The 18722-nt window shown below is 34.5% G+C and carries 20 protein-coding genes; 12 read left to right on the top strand and 8 right to left on the bottom strand.

The genetic code is table 11. The features are described from left to right. Nucleotides 1–38 precede the first annotated feature (38 nt). Nucleotides 39–935, top strand: coding sequence for a metallophosphoesterase (locus tag K8344_RS00705; protein ID WP_237606349.1), 897 nt, complete (start codon nucleotides 39–41; stop codon nucleotides 933–935). Between the two features lie 4 nt (nucleotides 936–939). Here the strand turns inward: K8344_RS00705 and K8344_RS00700 are convergent, their stop codons facing one another. From K8344_RS00700 to K8344_RS00685, 4 genes are all read right to left on the bottom strand, one after another. Further along, nucleotides 940–1269, bottom strand: coding sequence for a 2Fe-2S iron-sulfur cluster-binding family protein (locus K8344_RS00700; protein ID WP_237606348.1), 330 nt, complete (start codon nucleotides 1267–1269; stop codon nucleotides 940–942). A gap of 61 nt (nucleotides 1270–1330) precedes the next feature. Next, nucleotides 1331–2383, bottom strand: a complete 1053-nt coding sequence (locus K8344_RS00695; protein ID WP_185099080.1) for an NAD(P)/FAD-dependent oxidoreductase — start codon at nucleotides 2381–2383, stop codon at nucleotides 1331–1333. 72 nt (nucleotides 2384–2455) lie between these two features. Further along, nucleotides 2456–2695: a NifU family protein gene (locus K8344_RS00690; RefSeq protein WP_139853859.1), complete on the bottom strand. Its 240-nt coding sequence runs from the start codon at nucleotides 2693–2695 to the stop codon at nucleotides 2456–2458. A gap of 1 nt (nucleotide 2696) precedes the next feature. Continuing rightward, a complete protein-coding gene (locus K8344_RS00685; RefSeq protein WP_237606347.1) occupies nucleotides 2697–3836 on the bottom strand; it encodes an Mrp/NBP35 family ATP-binding protein in 1140 nt (379 codons plus the stop codon). A gap of 245 nt (nucleotides 3837–4081) precedes the next feature. Here K8344_RS00685 and gldJ point away from each other — a divergent pair, with 245 nt between their 5' ends. From gldJ to K8344_RS00655, 6 genes are all read left to right on the top strand, one after another. Further along, nucleotides 4082–5761: a gliding motility lipoprotein GldJ gene (gldJ, locus tag K8344_RS00680; protein ID WP_338144581.1), complete on the top strand. Its 1680-nt coding sequence runs from the start codon at nucleotides 4082–4084 to the stop codon at nucleotides 5759–5761. Between the two features lie 73 nt (nucleotides 5762–5834). Beyond that, a complete protein-coding gene (locus K8344_RS00675) occupies nucleotides 5835–6389 on the top strand; it encodes a nitroreductase family protein (RefSeq protein WP_237606343.1) in 555 nt (184 codons plus the stop codon). A gap of 138 nt (nucleotides 6390–6527) precedes the next feature. Continuing rightward, nucleotides 6528–6896: a BlaI/MecI/CopY family transcriptional regulator gene (locus tag K8344_RS00670; RefSeq protein WP_237606341.1), complete on the top strand. Its 369-nt coding sequence runs from the start codon at nucleotides 6528–6530 to the stop codon at nucleotides 6894–6896. After that, a complete protein-coding gene (locus K8344_RS00665) occupies nucleotides 6893–8308 on the top strand; it encodes a M56 family metallopeptidase (RefSeq protein WP_237606340.1) in 1416 nt (471 codons plus the stop codon). The genes K8344_RS00670 and K8344_RS00665 overlap by 4 nt, the downstream gene beginning before the upstream one ends. A gap of 66 nt (nucleotides 8309–8374) precedes the next feature. Further along, nucleotides 8375–9514, top strand: coding sequence for a tetratricopeptide repeat protein (locus K8344_RS00660; protein ID WP_237606339.1), 1140 nt, complete (start codon nucleotides 8375–8377; stop codon nucleotides 9512–9514). Between the two features lie 340 nt (nucleotides 9515–9854). Next, entirely contained in the window at nucleotides 9855–10334 is a 480-nt protein-coding gene (locus tag K8344_RS00655; RefSeq protein WP_237606338.1) for a hypothetical protein, read from the top strand. Here K8344_RS00655 and K8344_RS00650 read toward each other — a convergent pair whose 3' ends face one another. The 3 genes from K8344_RS00650 to K8344_RS00640 form a co-directional block, all read right to left on the bottom strand. After that, nucleotides 10335–11219, bottom strand: coding sequence for a hypothetical protein (locus tag K8344_RS00650; RefSeq protein ID WP_237606337.1), 885 nt, complete (start codon nucleotides 11217–11219; stop codon nucleotides 10335–10337). 199 nt (nucleotides 11220–11418) lie between these two features. After that, nucleotides 11419–12492 carry a glycosyltransferase family 2 protein gene (locus K8344_RS00645; RefSeq protein ID WP_237606336.1) on the bottom strand — a complete coding sequence of 358 codons (1074 nt, stop codon included), beginning with the start codon at nucleotides 12490–12492 and terminating at the stop codon, nucleotides 11419–11421. Between the two features lie 41 nt (nucleotides 12493–12533). Continuing rightward, nucleotides 12534–13490, bottom strand: coding sequence for a lysylphosphatidylglycerol synthase domain-containing protein (locus K8344_RS00640; RefSeq protein ID WP_237606335.1), 957 nt, complete (start codon nucleotides 13488–13490; stop codon nucleotides 12534–12536). 126 nt (nucleotides 13491–13616) lie between these two features. Here K8344_RS00640 and ruvC point away from each other — a divergent pair, with 126 nt between their 5' ends. Further along, on the top strand, nucleotides 13617–14168 hold the full coding sequence (ruvC, locus tag K8344_RS00635) for a crossover junction endodeoxyribonuclease RuvC (protein ID WP_237606334.1): 552 nt from the start codon (nucleotides 13617–13619) through the stop codon (nucleotides 14166–14168). 103 nt (nucleotides 14169–14271) lie between these two features. Here the strand turns inward: ruvC and K8344_RS00630 are convergent, their stop codons facing one another. Further along, entirely contained in the window at nucleotides 14272–15333 is a 1062-nt protein-coding gene (locus tag K8344_RS00630; protein WP_237606333.1) for a transporter substrate-binding domain-containing protein, read from the bottom strand. Nucleotides 15334–15462: 129 nt separating this feature from the next. On the opposite strand from K8344_RS00630, the gene hemW reads away from it, so the two are divergent. The 4 genes from hemW to K8344_RS00610 all read left to right on the top strand — a co-directional run bounded on the left by hemW (nucleotide 15463) and on the right by K8344_RS00610 (nucleotide 18715). Then, nucleotides 15463–16641, top strand: a complete 1179-nt coding sequence (hemW, locus tag K8344_RS00625; protein ID WP_237606332.1) for a radical SAM family heme chaperone HemW — start codon at nucleotides 15463–15465, stop codon at nucleotides 16639–16641. A 157-nt stretch (nucleotides 16642–16798) separates the two neighbouring features. Beyond that, a complete protein-coding gene (locus K8344_RS00620; RefSeq protein ID WP_237606330.1) occupies nucleotides 16799–17545 on the top strand; it encodes a cyclase family protein in 747 nt (248 codons plus the stop codon). Nucleotides 17546–17684: 139 nt separating this feature from the next. Continuing rightward, nucleotides 17685–18296 carry a DUF4230 domain-containing protein gene (locus tag K8344_RS00615; RefSeq protein ID WP_165149048.1) on the top strand — a complete coding sequence of 204 codons (612 nt, stop codon included), beginning with the start codon at nucleotides 17685–17687 and terminating at the stop codon, nucleotides 18294–18296. Between the two features lie 41 nt (nucleotides 18297–18337). Next, nucleotides 18338–18715: an MmcQ/YjbR family DNA-binding protein gene (locus K8344_RS00610; protein ID WP_237606329.1), complete on the top strand. Its 378-nt coding sequence runs from the start codon at nucleotides 18338–18340 to the stop codon at nucleotides 18713–18715. Nucleotides 18716–18722 lie beyond the last annotated feature (7 nt).

Genomic DNA, 18722 nt, shown 5'->3' with positions numbered 1-18722 from the left:
TCACATACTAATTGTATCTTTAAAAAAACATTTACAGTATGTCGTCAAAATCTCGAATGTACCGTGCCTATAACACCGCCCGACGGGTTACATTCAATGATGATTCAAAATTTATAATTTTTAGTGATTGCCATCGCGGCGATAATAGTTTTGCCGATGAGTTTGCAAACAACCGAAATATCTACTTTCACGCACTTCAAAATTATTACAAAAACGGATTTACTTATTGCGAGTTAGGTGATGGGGATGAACTTTGGGAGAATATTTCTTTTAAAGATATTTTCGAAGCACATCAAAACGTGTATGAATTAATGAAGCTTTTCTATAATGAAGGGAGGCTTTATAGGCTGTATGGAAACCACGATATGGTTTATAAAAATGAAAGTTATGTAGAGAAAAACCTCTTTACCTATTTTGATAAAATTACGGGAAAAGACGCTCCATTATTCCCTGGTATTAAATTTACAGAAGGCTTAATTCTAGAACACGAAACTACCAAACAAGAGATTTTTATGGTTCACGGGCATCAAACCGATTGGATGAACTATGTGGGTTGGAAAATCAATAGGTTTATGGTTAGAGTGCTATGGCGGCAACTTCAAGTTTTTGGAATAGGCGATCCTACTAGTCCCGCCAAAAACTATAAAGAATTAATTAAAGTAGAAAGACGCACCAAACGATGGATCGTAGAGAATAAAAACATCTTTACAATTATGGGTCATACCCATAGGCCGCGCTTTCCAGAGCCTGGAGATATAGCACTGTTTAACGATGGAAGTTGTGTTCATCCTCGAAGTATAACAGGCTTAGAGATAGAAAATGGCGAAATTTCACTTATCAAATGGCAAATTTCAACCACAGCCGATGGAACCTTAAAAGTTAAGAAGTTACTGCTAGAAGGACCTCAAAAACTTATTGACTATAAAACAGAATAGCTGGTTAAACTTCAGGAGCTAATTCTATTTCTAAACCGTCGAGCTCTTCATTGATAAATATTTGACATCCAAGACGGCTATTATCTTTCACGTTAAAGGCCTCTGCAAGCATAAGGTCTTCATCATAACTCATTTCTGGTAGTTCGTGATCGCTCATTACGTAGCACTGGCAAGACGCACACATTGCCATTCCTCCACAAACACCAATTGTCCCTTCAGGAGCTAGCTCGTACGAACGAACTACTTCCATAACATTCATATTCATATCGGTAGGAGCATCAACTACGTGAGTTGTTCCTTCGCGGTCTGTTATTTTAATTTTAATGTCTTTCATAAAGATAAATCAGACTTATCTGCTTAGAATAATAGAACTGCACAGATAAAAATTTTGAAGATTAGTCGAATGCTTTAATTACGGCTTTTGGAGCTTCTTTCTTACTGCCATCAAAACCTTGTACTCCACCAACTGTAGTGTACTTCATTACATAGCGCTTATCTGGAAAAATTCTTTGGTAAGCACTTTGACACATTAGTGTTGCTTCGTGAAAACCACAAAGTATTAATTTCAGTTTTCCAGGGTAAGTATTGATGTCGCCAATAGCGTAAACGCCAGGGATATTGGTTTGATAGTCTAAAGAATTATCAACTTTAATTGCGTTCTTTTCAATTTCGAGTCCCCAATCTGAAAGCGGTCCTAATTTAGGTGCTAATCCGAAAAGAGGAATAAAATGGTCGCATTCTCTGTTGAAAACCTCATCACCACGTTTAATTACAACTTCTTCAAGTTTGTCATTTCCAACTAAGCCTACTACTTCAGCTGGGGTGATTAATTCTATTTTTCCGATGTTTTTTAGTTCTTGAACTTTCTCAACACTGTCTAAAGCTCCTCTAAATTCATTTCTTCTATGAATTAAGGTTACGCTTTTTGCAACATTTGTTAGAAAAATACTCCAGTCCAAAGCAGAGTCACCTCCTCCTGAAATAACCACATTTTTATCGCGGTATAATTCAGGGTTACGAATGATGTACTCTACACCTTTATCTTCGAAATCTGCAAGATTAGAAATAGCCGGTTTTCGTGGCTCAAAACTTCCTAACCCTCCTGCAATTGCAACTATAGGAGCGTGGTGTTTTGTGCCTTTATTAGTAGTAACTATAAAAGTGCCATCGTCTAACTTTTCAAGTTTATCAGCTCTTTCTCCAAGAGTAAAGCCGGGTTGAAAAGGTTCAATTTGTTTCATTAGATTATCCACTAAATCTCCTGCTAAGACTTCTGGAAATCCAGGAATGTCGTAGATAGGTTTTTTAGGATATATCTCAGCACACTGCCCACCTGGTTGTGGAAGTGCATCTATAAGGTGACATTTCAGTTTAAGTAATCCTGCTTCAAATACGGTAAAAAGGCCAGTAGGTCCTGCGCCAATTATAAGAATATCAGTTTTTATCATGAAAGAGGTGCTCTTAAATTTTGTTTCAAAATTAGTTCGGAAAAAATGTTTAATAAATGACTATTGTCAATCTTAAGATATGTTTATGACTTTCTCAATTTGAGGCGCATATTTTTTGATTGTCATTTCTACGCCACTTTTTAAGGTCATTTGGTTAACCGAACACCCTACGCAAGCACCCAGTAATTGGACTTTTACCACCTTATCATCTTCAATCGAAATCAGTGATATATCACCACCGTCGTTTTGCAAAAATGGTCGAATCTCGTCCAATGCCTCTTGTACTTTTGTAGTTAATTCTTGCGTTGTCATATTATTTTTTTACGGCGCTGCAACCTGCCATTGTTGTAATCTTTATAGCTACAGTAGGAGGAAGGTTTTCGTTTCTGCGAACTGTTTCTTCTACTACATTACGAGTTATTGCTTCAAATGCTTCTTCTATTGGTGTAGCCGATTGTAGTGCTGCTGGTCTTCCAACATCTCCTGCTTCACGAATACTTTGAACCAATGGAACTTCACCTAAGAAAGGAACATTTAAATCTTCAGCAAGATGTTTAGCACCTTCTTTTCCAAATATATAGTATTTATTGTTTGGAAGTTCGGCAGGTGTAAAATATGCCATGTTTTCAACAATACCCAATACTGGTACGTCGATATTTTCTTGTCTAAACATAGCAACACCTTTACGAGCATCTGCTAATGCTACGTTTTGAGGTGTGCTTACCACAACAGCACCTGTGATAGGTAGCGATTGCATAATACTTAAATGAATATCACCAGTTCCTGGAGGTAGGTCTAATAACATAAAGTCTAATTCACCCCAATCGGCATCAAAAATAAGCTGATTTAATGCTTTTGCAGCCATTGGTCCACGCCAAATTACTGCTTGATCTGGTTGCGTGAAAAAGCCAATAGAAAGAATTTTTATTCCGTAATTTTCAACGGGCTTCATTTTACTTTTACCCTCAACATTTACAGATAGTGGTTTTTCCATTGCCACGTCAAACATAATTGGAATAGAAGGCCCGTAAATATCAGCATCTAGAATACCTACTTTGAATCCCATTTTTGAAAGAGTAACAGCTAGATTTGCAGTTACAGTAGATTTACCTACTCCTCCTTTTCCGGAGGCTACAGCAACAATATTTTGGATTCCCTTAATAGGTTTCCCCTTAATAAGATTAGGGTTTTGAGGTTTCTGAGGTGCTTCAACCTTTATGTTAACTTGTACTTTTGCATTAGCATCCACTTTTTCGTGAATGGTTTTAATTACATCTGCTTCTGCACGTTTCTTTATATGTAAAGCCGGCGTAGTTAGTTTTAAATCTACTACAACTTCGTCGGCAAACGTTAGTACATTCTGAACAGCTCCGCTATCCACCATATTTTTTCCTTCGCCAGAAACTGTTATTGTCTCTAAAGCTTTAAGGATGTTTTGTTTTGAAATGCTCATAATTATTTGGAGATATTTAGATTCATTCTAAAGTGCAAATATACTCTTTATGATTTGTATTTTAAAGAGATACTCTTTCATTTTCGGTTTATTGGCTTTCTACGGTTTCAAGTGAAAAATTTATTTTGAATTATAGAGATATTTGAAGTCAATAGTTTTTTTATTACCCCTTTATATAACTTGTCAAATTAAAGCCGAATATGTAAATTGTAGTTCCCCAAGATTATAGAAATTCACTTACACACATTAACAAAACAAATATTCTAATGTATCGATTGTTACTTGTTTTTCTTTTGGCTTTACTGGTTTCCTGTTCAACTGATACTGATTATAAAAATAGATCGCGTGCCACAGGTTGGAAAATGATAGGTGGTAAAGGAGTCTTTTCAAAGAATTATAAGGGAAAAGTAAATGTGCAAGAAACAGGTCCAGGCCTAGTTTTTATTGAAGGAGGTACTTTTACAATGGGGCGAGTACAAGACGATCCAATGGGCGATTGGAATAATACACCCACTCAACATCACGTGATGTCTTTCTACATGGACGAAACCGAAGTTACCAACTTAATGTATTTAGAATATTTGGATTGGACAAAGCGTGTTTTCCCTCCGAGTATCGAACTTTATAAAAATATCTACCCTAGCGCTGTTCCCGATACTATGGTATGGCGAAATCCACTTGGTTTTATTGAAGATATGGTTTACAACTATTTGCGTCATCCAGCTTATTCTGAATATCCAGTAGTGGGGGTGAATTGGTTGCAAGCAGTTAATTTCTGTAAATGGCGAACCAATAGAGTTAATGAACTATTACTCGAAGAAGCTGGAATGATACCTAAAGATGCGCGTTTGCATATAAAGGGAGATGAAACTTTTGATACGGAAACTTATTTTGCAGCGCCTACCTTAACCTACGGTGGAAATGATTCTATTCTTCACGGAGGTAAAAAATCTAAAGCATTATTAGAGCTTCGTAATGATAGTACCTTAGTGGGTGCAGAGCGTACTCAGTTATTTGTACAACGCAAAGATGGTTTATTGCTTCCAACGTACAGACTTCCTACAGAAGCAGAATGGGAATACGCAGCTTTAGGTTTAGTTGGCATTCGAGAATACAATTCATTTAAAGGTAGAAAAAAATATCCTTGGAATGGTAGTTATACCCGTTCAGGGAAACGAAAGAATAAAGCAGATCAACTGGCAAATTTTAAACAAGGACAAGGTGATTATGGCGGAATTGCAGGTTGGAGTGATGATAATGCAGATATTACTGCTCCCGTAAAAAGTTACCCAGCCAATGATTTTGGACTATACGATATGGCTGGAAATGTTTCGGAGTGGGTTGCTGATGTTTATAGGCCAATTATTGAAAAAGATTACAATGATTTTAATTACTACAGAGGGAATGTTTTTACAAAACCATCTAGAAATGCAGATGGAACTTACAATGTTATTCCATTAGACTCTATTGTATATGATACGCTTCCTAATGGGGTTTTGGTTCCAAAGCATTTTCCAGGGGAATTGGTTGAAGTTCCTGTTGGAATTGAGGAAACTCATCTTCGCCTTAATTTTTCACAGAGTGATTACCGAGATTTTAAAGATGGTGACTCTTTGTCTAGAATTAAGAGAATTCAGGATGAATCCTCACAACGTCCAATGTATAATTCCCCAAGACACTATATTCTAATTGATAGTACTGGAACTGTGTATACAGAATATGATAAAGACAACAACAGGAGAACTTTGATAGATAATCAAACTCGTGTTTACAAGGGTGGTTCATGGAGAGATCGAGAATATTGGTTAGACCCAGCACAACGTAGATACTTACCAGAATATATGTCTAGAGATGATATTGGGTTTAGATGTGCAATGTCTAAAGTAGGATCCAAAATGCAGGGTAAGAAAAAGCGCAAAAATTAGAAACTGAATTTATTAAATTCTAAATTTTTTTATCAACTTGGCATTAGTTATCTTCCTTCACAAAAAATAATAAATGATATCAGAAATAATTAAAAATCGGCGTGCAGTTTTTCCTGCACAGTACAATTCCCAACCTATAACAAAAGAGGAAATTCTTTCAATTTTGGAAGCTGCCAATTGGGCCCCTACGCATAGACGAACTGAACCATGGCGATTTAAAGTTTTTCACGGAGAATCTCAAGCTACTCTCGGTAAATTTATGGCAGAATATTACAAGGAAACCGCAGCCAAATATTCAGAATTCACTTATAATAAGTTTTTAAACAACCCAGTGAAAGCAGGTTGCGTTATCGCTATTTGCATGCAGCGTGACGAAAAAGAGAGTATTCCTGAATGGGAAGAAATTGCTGCAACTGCTATGGCAGTTCAAAATATGTGGCTTACTGCTCATAGCATGAAAATAGGAGCGTATTGGTCTTCTCCAGGTGTGATAAATAGTATGGATCAACATATAGCTATGGAAGAGGGAGAACGTTGCCTAGGCTTGTTCTATTTAGGAAAATTCGACGATGAACTGCCAGAAGGAACTAGGAAAACTACTATCGAAGAAAAAACTACTTGGTTGTAATAACCTAATTAGCAAACCTGACACGTCTCGAAAACCTGTCAGGTTTTTTTATTTTTAAATTTTAACAACTAAAAACTTAGTTTAAACTAATCTTTTAGTTATATTTGATTGATAATAAAAACCTCATATTCTTTACTAATGAAACAGTTAACAAAAGCAGAAGAAGATATAATGCAAATTTTGTGGGATTTAAAAGAGGCAAATGTTGCATCAATTATCGATGAACTTCCAGAACCTAAACCTGCATATAATACTGTTTCTACCATTGTTAGAATATTGGAGAGTAAGGATTTTGTCGATTACCGAAAGGAAGGGCGAGGACATATTTACTTTCCAAAAGTTAAAAAATCGGAATACAGCAATCAGTCTTTGAAAAAGTTGATGGACGGTTATTTTCAAGGCTCTTTTAAAAGCATGGTCTCTTTTTTTATGAAGAAAAATGATTTCAGTATTCAGGAAATGGAAGCTATTATGAAGGAAATAAATTCAAAAAAACCCGAAAAATGATACATACAATTCTACAAATACTCGTTTTTCAACTGCTGTTCCTCGCAGTTTATGATCTCTTTCTAAAAAAGGAAACTTTTTTTAATTTGAATAGAGCGTATCTATTACTCACCCCAACCTTGAGTATTATTTTACCCTTTGTAAGTTTGGATTTTCTTCAGGAGAATATTCCGCAGGAGTACGTTGTTCAATTAACTGCCGTAATTCTTGGAAACACTGCTTCGGAAGCGGGGAGTGACGCAACATTTTGGATGTCAACATTAAGTAGTCTTTATTTTATAGGCGTTTTATTCACCTCCTTTATTTTCAGCGTTAAGCTTTTAAAAATAGCTAAGCTGCGCGTTTCAGGAAAAAAGAAGAACTTTAAAGGAACGAGATTGATACTTCTTCCCAAAACCGATCTTACTTTTTCATTTTTCAGCACAATTTATCTAGGAGAAACTGTTTCCGAAGAAAACAAAGCCAGCATCATTGCACATGAAAAAGTTCACATTCAGCAAAAACATTCTTATGATTTGCTGTATTTTGAACTACTTCGCATCGTTTTTTGGTTTAATCCACTGGTTTATATGTTCCAAAATAGAATCTCTACGCTTCACGAGTACATAGCCGATTCTGAAATAACGCGTAATAAAGACAAAAAACAATACTATCAAAACCTTCTTTCCGAAGTATTTCAAACCGAGCAAATTTCATTTGTCAATACATTTTTCAAGCAGTCATTAATCAAAAAACGAATCATTATGTTGCAAAAATCAAAATCACAAAAAGGAGCGCAGGTAAAGTATTTACTGCTGTTGCCGATAATCTTTAGCATGTTGTTTTACACATCATGTAGCAATGAACCTAAGCCAGAAGAGATACAATCTACTTCTCAATCTGATTCTGAAGTTATGACCAAAATTAATGAACTTGCCGAGGCCATTATGAAAAAAGGTGATATGACTGCCGAAGAAGAAAAAGCTCTAAAACTCCTAACAACGGAAGCGCAGCCAGGTGATAAGGTTTATACTTCGGTGAGAGAATATTTAGACGATACGAAGGGCGAGAATGGTACAGATGTCCCTTATTCCGTTATCGACCAAGTGCCGGCCTATCCGGGTTGTTCTGGTGATAATGAAACCATGAGGAAATGTATGTCCACCAAAATAGCAGAATCGATAAATTCGAATTTCAATACGAGTATTGCCAATGATTTGAATATTTCAGGAAGACAACGGATTGCTGTTCAATTTAAAATTGATAAAACTGGAAATGTAACTGATGTTCGCGCTCGAGCAAAACATCCAGAATTAGAGGCGGAAGCTATGCGTGTAGTAAATTTACTGCCACAAATGAAGCCTGGCGAGCAGAAAGGTGAAAAAGTTGGCGTTTTGTATTCCTTGCCTATTGTTTTTGATGTTGTGGAATAAATTTACAACTTTCACAAACCTAATATATTTTGGAGACCGCTTAAGTTTCACCAAACTTTTTAGCCAATGAAAATTGCACTATTTATTTTACTAGTATCGTTTTCTTTTCTAGCCAAGGCGCAATCTGTTTCGACTTTAACAGTTTCAAAAAAAGGAGACAGTCTTTTTACAATTGGAGAATACAATAAGGCAATTCCATACTTTCTCAAAGCAAATCGATTTTCGGAAGTCGCTAATTGCTATGAAAAGATAGGAAGCTATAGCAGTGCAGAACGCTATTTTAAAAAGGCAATTACGAAAAACAACTCCAACCTCATAACCGAATTTGAATATGCTAAAATGTTAGTAAAGATTTCAAATTTTAAACTAGCCGATAGTATCCTTCAAAACTTAAATTCTCGTTTTCCAAACAACCCAAATTTTATATATGAAAGAGGTCTCGTGAAAGAGTTTCAAAAGGATTCGACAGCAATTGATTTATTTCTTCAAGTTTATTCAATGGATAAAGGGAATATCAATGCTAGCTATAAAATTGCGAGGAATTATGTAGAAAATAGAAAATTTGCAGAGGCAGTTCCTTTTATTGAGAATGGATTGTTAGTAGATCAAAACAGTTCTAGGTTTCTTACGTTACGAGCCTTAAAAGAGTTTCATACCAAAGAGTACCACAAAGCAATTGACACCTATTCAATTTTGACTTCGAATGGAGGTAGTTATATTTCTTTACATGAAAATCTAGCCGAGGCTTATACTAAAACAATGCAGTTTGAAAAGGCTTTAGAACAATATGGTGTTTTATTTGAGAAATATGACGACCAAAACCCAAAGTGGCATCACGAAGTTGCATTTCTTTACAGAGCAATGAAAGAATATGAAAAGGCGAAACGACATTTGAATATTGCTATCGGATTGTTGGAAACTCCTTTATCTAATGAATATTTGGAGTTGGCAACCATTTATAAACGTAAAGGGGATTATAAAAACGAGATGGCGGCACTTAAAAAAGCGTTGGCAAATAATCCGAATAACGAAATGGCTTTATATAATTTAGCTGTAGCTGCAGATAATTATTTTAAGGACAAAAAGACGGTTTTAAAGTATTATGAAAATTACCTAAATCAATTTGGCGAGAAAGGTATAATGCGTAATCTAGGAAAACAGAGAGTAAGTGACTTGAAAAAGAAAATTCATTTTAAAACAGACTGAACTTCTCAACACTAGATGCAAGTAGGCTAGCATAAGGCAACAATCCTTCTTACTATAGTTATTGAAGTTTAGAATAAATTTTACAATCATAATAAACCTGACAGGTCTCGATGACCTGTCAGGTTTTTTTACCAATTTTATACCTATTGATAGGAGCGCGAAGTTAATTTATAGACATTCCATAACTACTTTAAAAATTAATCCTTTATGTTTCAGTAAATTTGTACTTTTCAAGTTGAATTTTCTATGAAATGGAACATCCATTATCTATTTATAAAATATAGCAATATGTCTATTTGGATGTTCTATTTGTCCTTTTAAAAAGAAATAGTAAAGACAAATGAAACACAGCTTTCTTTTAATTTTTCTTCTTCTAACGGTTGCCTCATGCCAGTTTTTTGAGACTGAAAAGGTTTCTTCAGAATCTATATTTAAAGAAGAAATTAAAACAATAGATTGGAAAGATGTCGATCGTTATCCTTCTTTCTCTAACTGTGAAAATGAGTTGGAGAAGCCGGAGCAAAAAGACTGTTTTATAAACACTATAAGCTCGCAGCTTTATAAATCTATAAACCACGAAGGAATTATTGCTTCTCGGGATATTTATGATACGGTGCGTGTTAATTTCCAAGTGAGTAGTGCTGGAGAACTTACCATTGTAAATATTAAAATGGACTCTTTACTTCAACGCGAATTTCCAAAATTAGAAGCTTGGATATTAGAAAGTGTCGATTCATTACGTCCTGTTGCTCCAGCCTTTAAAAGAGGTATTCCCGTACGAACCCAGTTTACGTTACCTGTAATTATTAAGACAAATTAATTACAAACTAAACTTATACCCAACAGTAAAGTCTATTGGAAAGTTTCCGTTATTTTCTACGTTTAGTCCTACTATATCGTTGTAGTTAAATGTAATATAGTTCTTCCCAACTTTGTAGTCTGCACCAATGCCAAAGGTAATAGGAGCGTTAAAATCGCTTCCAGAATTTGTTTCGTTTATAATCATTGGTGGATTAGTTTCTATTACATAAGTTATTTCTTTGGTAGAATAAGTAAATGAAGCTAGTTTACAATTCACAAAGGCGTCAAACTTTGAAGTTTTTACAAATTTAAATCGGTAATTTAATGAAAGTTGAGAAGCTGAGTATTTGTGATCGCTACTTTCAAAAGTTTGCTTGAATCGGAAGACTAATGCGTGTCTTTTTAATTTCACTTCTTCAAATATTTCAAAATCAACACCTACCACAGGATGAAGGGCGTCGTTTATGTTATTTGTAAAAACACTGTTTAAAACTCCGGCAAAACCTCCAAGTCTTAACTGTATATTGGTATTCGTCTTTTCATCTGTAAAATTTGGATCAATTTTTTGATTGTATTCCACAAAATAGTTGTGGAGGCTTGACAAGTTAAACTTTAAACTTTCGGTATCTATTCCACTTCCTTTAGTTTTTTCTGCTAAAACAACTTTGTATTCTTCTTGATAATTACCATCTACTTTAGTGTTTTTCAGTTCAACCACTTCTACATTTTGCTTTAAAAAATACCTGTAATTTCCATCGAAAGTGTTCCAAAGTAAAGTCAAGGGGCCTTCAACCTCAGTTTTTAAAGTGTAGGTTTGGCCGTCAACATTATAATTTTGTTGGGCGATTAGTGATGGGGTAGAAATGAGAAAAAATAAAATGAAAATTGTAGCACACGATTTCATACCTGAAAGTTTTAATAATGCTAAGGTATAGAATATATTGATAATTTAAATTTTGTCTTAAAATTTTCGATAATTAGAGGTTTTAGGTGAACCGCTGTTGTTTTTTCAATACTTCCTGCTTAATTATCCAAATCAAAGACCTTCTTCTGTGTCCTAATCGAGCGCAGTCTAGAGTAATTTATATACTAGTAAACTAATTTTAAAACGCTCGTCCCTTCCAAGAGTAACTTCCTTTTAAACTTTTAATAACTACAATAGTCGTAACTAATGCATAAATAAATACTTGCGGAATTAACTTCCAAAACGAATTCTTAACAGTGAAAAACCGCGCTGCTTGGTGAATGACAAGAAAATCTGTAGCAATTTTTAAGAAAATTAATATCAGATAAACATCAATTTCTTCAGTGTTATAAACCATTAAAAACGGAATGGCTAAAATCAAAGTATTTACACTAACAACCAACAACCCCAAAAATGTTGAGGTCAAGTTTCCTTGTTTAGAAGTCTTTGAAGCCCAGCGCACACGCTGATTTATTATACCTTCCCAAGTTTGTTGAGGTTTTGTAGTTACGATACTAGCTTTCGATTTCAAAAAGAGAATTTGTTCTGGAAATGCTGTTTTCATCTTTTCTAATAAAAATACATCATCTCCACTAGCAACATGGTCGTTTCCTGAAAATCCACTTACTTGGGCAAAAGCAATTTTAGAATACGCAAGGTTAGCTCCGTTGCTCAACAATGGATTTTTAAGTCCGAAACTTCCAATAGTAACAGCTTGTAAACTCAATCCATCTAATTGCTGATAAACTTGGATAAGTTGCCCATCCGATTTGTATTTTACAGGTGCGCATACCATTACTGGCTTGGTTTCTTGTATAAAAGTATCAAGAGACTTTAACCAGTTTTTCGGTAACTCACAATCTGCATCGGTAGTAACAATCCATTCAAATTTAGAAGACGCTATAGCATGCGTAATCGCGTCTTTTTTAGGGGAATTTGAAACGCGTTTATTTTGAATAAGTTTAATATCAATTACACTTTCCTGTATAACTTTTTGAATAATCGCTTCGGAAGAATCTTCTGAAGCATCGTTTACAAATATGATTTCAAAAAGTGCTGAAGGGTAATTGAGCTTTTCTATAGAATTTAGCATGTCAACAAGGCTTTTCGCTTCATTTCTAAATGGAATAATAACACTAAAACCAATTTTTGGAATGCCTTTCTTTGTAGAAAAAGTTTCATTTTTATTAAAACCAATTCTCAAGGCTATCATGCAAATGAAATAGCAAACAAATAAAATTATTAGCCCCCAAATCATCGGGTTGCAGGTTGATAAGTAACTATATAAAAGCTTCCTAATAGTGAAGGCAGCACAAAATTAAAAAACCACATCGCCAGTACTGTTGGAAGAACTACCAATTCTGAAATTCCAGCAAATGAAAACAACCATACTGCTACACCGCCGCGAATAACAACATCGAAAATAAAAAGTGTCGGTAGGATAGAAACTAGTAAATACATAGAAAATATTAGCAATATTGCTTCTATAAACGCAATGTCAGCACCAAAAAAAAGCAGTAAACAATAAAACATCCCACTAAAAATAACATATCGAAAAATTGAAAAAACTATAGTTTTCAGTTTGATACGAAACGGGATTTTTTTGAAAAACCGGATTGCCTTAGAATTAGTTAAGTCCTTATTTTTCTGTTTCTTTTTATTAAAATAATAGGCAATGGATAAAAATGTAATAAGTCCTATTCCAAAATACAGAAATGAGACAATAGAATAGTCGATCTTAAAATTCCGAATGAAATAAAATAAACCAATCACCCCAAAAATCACCGTTGCCAACATTTGTGCGGTTCCTGACAAGAAGTTTAAAAAGAGTATTTTTTTTCTTTTTGACCTTTCAAAAAACAAAGCTTTAGCACCGTATTCCCCAACTCTATTAGGTGTTGCCAATGAAACTGTTAGTGAAGCTAGACTTTGTTTCATTGCTGTTTTAAAATTCATCTCTTCTAGTGTTGAAACTAAAGTTTGCCATTTTAAAATTTCAAAAAACCAGTTTGCAGCTGTCAAACTTAGAAATAAGCTTAAAAAATATATCGAGCTGCTTCCTTTCTGCTGAATTAAAGAAATAAAATCAACGAGATCTACTGTAGGGTTGTTCTTTAGTTTGTAAAAAATATATCCAAAGGTAATAACCAAGATCAAAGCTTTTGCTGAAGCAAGCAGATATTGTTTAGCTTTGTAGGATGCAGTAGTCATTAGGCTAAAATACAAAATGAATTTATTTGTCTCTTTTAAGAAGCGTGTTTATTCAATTTTAAATATAGGTAAATATAGAAGGTCATCCTTATAAAGGTTAGGATTAAGATTTTTGGAATCTAACAAATGCAAACAGAAAAAATAATTTTAGGAATTGATCCAGGAACTACCATTATGGGGTTTGGACTTATAAAGGTTGTGGGTAAAAAAATGGAATTTATTCAACTTAATGAACTCCAATTAAAGAAATACGACGACCACTATGTAAAATTAAGATTGATTTTTGAACGCACTATCGAACTTATAGAAACGCATCACCCAGACGAGATTGCTATTGAAGCACCTTTCTTTGGAAAGAACGTACAGTCTATGTTGAAATTAGGTAGAGCTCAAGGTGTAGCAATGGCTGCAGGACTTTCAAGACAAATTCCCATTACCGAGTATTCCCCTAAAAAGATAAAAATGGCAATTACCGGAAACGGAAATGCTAGTAAAGAGCAAGTAGCTAAAATGCTTCAAAGTCTTTTAGGTTTAAAGGAACTTCCAAAAAATCTAGATAGTACCGACGGACTCGCAGCTGCAGTTTGTCATTTTTACAACTCTGGGAGAGTTGAAGTAGGAAAAAGTTACTCAGATTGGGCTGCTTTTGTGAAACAGAATGAAGACAGAGTAAAGTAGCAGTGAAGTAACTTTTACTATGCTTTTATTAGTGCCTAAGTATTTCAGCTCAATTTAAAACTCCCGTTTTCCTATAAGACTCGAAGGTTACTCTTCAGTAATATCAATTTCTGGAAATCCAATCCTGAACAATATTTTCAATTTCTTTATTCTCTTGAAGTTTGATGATTTCGAGATCTACTTTTCTTTTTAAATCGCTTTCAATAGGGAATATAAAACCATAATATTGAGGTTCGATTTTCTTCATACTTAAGATGTACTCATCCTTATCTTTCAGTTGAAAGATATATTCTAGAGGAATTTGGTCATAAATTAACGCATCAACCTTTTTGTTTAGCAACATTTCATATCCTTCAGAAACGGAATGCACGGCTATAGGAGTACCATCTACATTACTCACTCTGTCCATTATTTTTTTATAATTCGGTACGGCTACCTTTTTGCCTTCTAAATGCTGTATGCTAGTTATGGTTTTATCTTGCTGAACAGTTGTAAGGGATAAGGTAGTTGCAATTCCCGCAACAAATGAAGTAGCTAAAATCAATGAAATAATCATCCAAGCTCCCATTACAAATCGTCCTGCAGGAGTACGAGGTGCATAATCGCCATACCCAACAGTTGTCATAGTTACAATCGCTAACCATACCCCAGAACCAATACCTTTATAAAACTTATCCCCGTAGTCTTCCTTGTACTTTCTGCCTTCTACTATCCAAAATAAAAATCCAACTACGCTAAGCACCAATAATAAACCCAGAACACCGTAAAGAAAAGTTTTGGAAAAAATAGGCCTTACCTTATCCCAAAATGTTTGTTCAATAATGGGTGCTAGAATTGCCATTTCGGTATTGTAATACGGTTGAGAAAATGATACTTCTTCAGCTCGTTCTTTATTAATGGTTGTTGGCCCAATTAGAATATCAACTTCATTGTTTTTAGTCGCTGCAATACCCTCTTCGGTTGAGGGAAACTCCTTAAATGTGTATTTCAGCTGAAGATCATAGGCTATTTCTTTCCAAATATCAAATACAATTCCCTCTTCTTTTTGGTCGTGCATTACAAAAGGAGTGGAACCAGTATAGCCTACTCGAATAATTTTTTCATCTGTTTGTCCAAAAGAAACTATAGAACATAAAAGAAAAATGAATAAAATAATTCGAGACATATTTTAGGTTTTTTAATGAGTTGAGGTTCTGAAATTAAAGTTATGAATGCTTATTGCGGTAAAAATAATAACTAATTTTGAGGACTTATGAAGTTTTGAGCTTTTTAATGTCGCAATCCACTTTAAAATATGGAGAATATTTCAGAAAATGATGTAATAAGTAATAACGGTTTTGGCATATATATACATATTCCATTTTGTAAACAAGCCTGCCATTACTGCGACTTTCACTTTTCAACTTCTTTGAAGAAAAAAGGAGAGCTAATTGCTGCGCTCTGTCAAGAATTAATACTTCGAAAAGATGAAGTGCAGGGGATAGTAGAAACTATTTATTTTGGTGGTGGAACTCCAAGTTTACTTTCTTCGGAAGAATTGCAGCAGATTTTTGAAACGATCTCTAAAAACTACAAAGTTTCTGAAAGCCCAGAAATTACCTTAGAAGCAAACCCTGATGATATGCTGTCTGTTCATGCGCAGTCGAGAACTATTTTTGAGAATTATAAAACTCTCGGGATTAACCGTCTCAGCATAGGTATTCAATCCTTTTTTGAAGAGGACCTTAAACTAATGAACCGCGCCCATAACGCTACCGAAGCGTTAGATTGCATTAAGGAAGCTCAAAAGTATTTTGAGAATATCAGTATCGATTTAATTTATGGAATTCCAGGAATGTCTAATGAGCGTTGGATTGAAAATTTAAATATTGCTCTAAACCTCAATGTGCCACATTTGTCGTGTTATGCTCTTACGGTAGAACCGCGAACTGCCCTAAAAAAGTTTATCGATAAGGGAATAATCCCAGCTGTAGATGAAGAAGTGGCAAAGCAGCATTACGAAATTTTAGTAGATGAAACAGAAAAGGCAGGATTTGATAATTACGAGTTTTCAAATTTTGGAAGAGAAGGATTTCACTCTAAAAACAATACTGCCTACTGGGAAGGAAAGCCCTATTTAGGAATTGGTCCTTCAGCACATAGCTATAACGGAAAATCTCGTAGCTGGAATGTGGCCAACAATACGAAATACATAAAAAGCATAGCCGAAGAAATTCTCCCTTCTGAAATGGAAAATCTTTCAAAAGAAGATAGGTATAATGAATATATAATGACCGGCTTGCGTACCAAAAAAGGAGTTTATTTACCTAAGGTTGAAAGTGAATATGGAAAAGAATTTGCTGAATATCTTTTAAAACAAGCCGAAGATCATTTACACAACCAACTACTTGTTTTAGAGAACCAAAGCTTAAAAGTTTCAAGAAAAGGGAAGTTTTTGAGCGATGGAATTGCAAGTGATTTGTTTTGGATATAAACTCTTAATCCAAACAGATTGTCAATACCAATTAGGTTTTAAAAATTGTATCTTTAGTTGATTAAATTCTGTGAGATTTCTTTTTTTGGCTTTGTGTAATTTCAAAGCTTAAGAAAACCTTGACCGAATTGAGTTTTGCAAACTTGAAATTTAAATAATGAAAACTACTATTGAAATAAATAATCAAACTATAAATGTTGATCTCTCCAAGCCATTGGATATTTCACTGCCTATACAAGCCAATGAAGAAAATCCACTAGCTTGGTACTTAACCGAACCTACTATAGAACCTGTGCAAATGGAAGACTGGGTAGGAAAAGTTTCTGAAGGAGCTTCGGTGAATTTTAATAATATTTATTTCAATCCCCATGGTCATGGAACACATACTGAAAGTTTTGGCCATATTTCAGAAGAATTCTATTCTGTAAACGATGCCTTAAAAACATTCTTTTTTATAGCTGAAGTGATTTCTGTAAATACAACAGAAGTTGGGGAAGATGAAGTTATTTTTGAAGAAACAATTCGGCAGGCCTTAAATAGGAAAACACCTGAGGCTATAGTAATAAGAACCTTACCAAACACTTCAGAAAAAAAAATGAAGCATTGGTCTAATACCAATTGGCCGTTTCTTCACGAGAAGGCAGCGCATTATCTTAGAGAAATCGGGGTAAAGCACCTGTTAATAGATCTTCCTTCTGTAGATCAGGAAATGGACGACGGGAAACTTTTGGCGCATAAAGCATTTTGGAATTATCCAGAAAACCCACGTAAAGATTGTACGATTACAGAATTAATATATGTTCCAAATTCAATTGTAGACGGTGAGTATTTGCTCAATTTACAGATGGCTTCATTTCACAACGATGCCTCCCCAAGCAAGCCCGTTTTGTACAAAATCTATTAATTGAAAAAGTCATGCTATGACGCTAAGCGATTTAAATAATGGGTTATAATTATTGCTAATAATCGCTATTAACTTTAATAACTGTAATTTTGTTTTTAAACTATGTACTAGTTAAAACTTTAGATAAGTAAATAATCTTATGGAATATCTTTTTATAGGTTTGGCGGCTGGTGCCATTTTAGCTTACTTCCTTTTTGCGCGTTTTAGTGGTGTACGAAAACAAGAAAAAGTAAACACACAATCAATAATCTTAATGGAGAAAATTCGAAGTGTTTGTAAATTCATCACAATTGAAGGCGATTTCTCTGAAATATTCTACTATGAGAATGTAAAAGACAAGTGGGTGAACCTTTTATTGGGTAAAAAGAAAGCTTTGGTCCTAATAGAAGCAAAAGCACATATTGGATTCGATCTTACTAAAGTGAAAATGAGAGCCGATACGGATAAAAAGACCATTATCTTAACAAATTTCCCACAGCCTGAACTACTTACTATTGAAACCGATTTTAAATATTACGATAAACGCGAAGGGTGGGCAAATCCTTTTACAGCTAGCGATTTAACCGAAATTAATCAAGAAGCTAAAAAGCATATAGTAGATAAAATCCCTGAAACCGATTTGTTTAACGAAGCTTCTAAACAGGCTTTAGAAACTATTCAACTTATGGAAACACTAGTTGAAACAATTAACTGGAAATTGGATTACTCTGCGCTTTATGCTTTGGAAGATAAGCCTAAGCTTGAAAAATAAATATTTAAAACTCCACACCTGCTAGGTTTAAAATTCCCCCTATGAATATAGAAGAGTTTAGAGAATACTGTCTCTCTAAAAAAGGAGTAACCGAATCTTTTCCTTTCGACGATAAAGCCCTTGTTTTTAAAGTTATGGGGAAGATGTTTGCACTTACAGGTATCGATTCAATTCCCACTACAGCAAATTTAAAATGCGACCCAGAACTTGCTCTTGAATTACGGGAGGAATACGACGGATTAATTGTTCCTGGGTATCATATGAGCAAAAAACATTGGAATACTGTGGAAATAGAAGGAAATTTGCCGCAGGAATTAATTATCGAGTTAATTGATCATTCATATAATTTAGTAGTAAAAGGACTTACCAAAAAACTTCAAGCAGAATTACAAAACCTTAATGGTCATTCAGACTTGTAAGTTTTAA

It is taken from the genome of Aequorivita xiaoshiensis, from assembly GCF_022008395.1.
GTDB lineage: Bacteria > Bacteroidota > Bacteroidia > Flavobacteriales > Flavobacteriaceae > Aequorivita > Aequorivita xiaoshiensis.
This window is presented reverse-complemented; position numbering and strand designations above follow the sequence as displayed.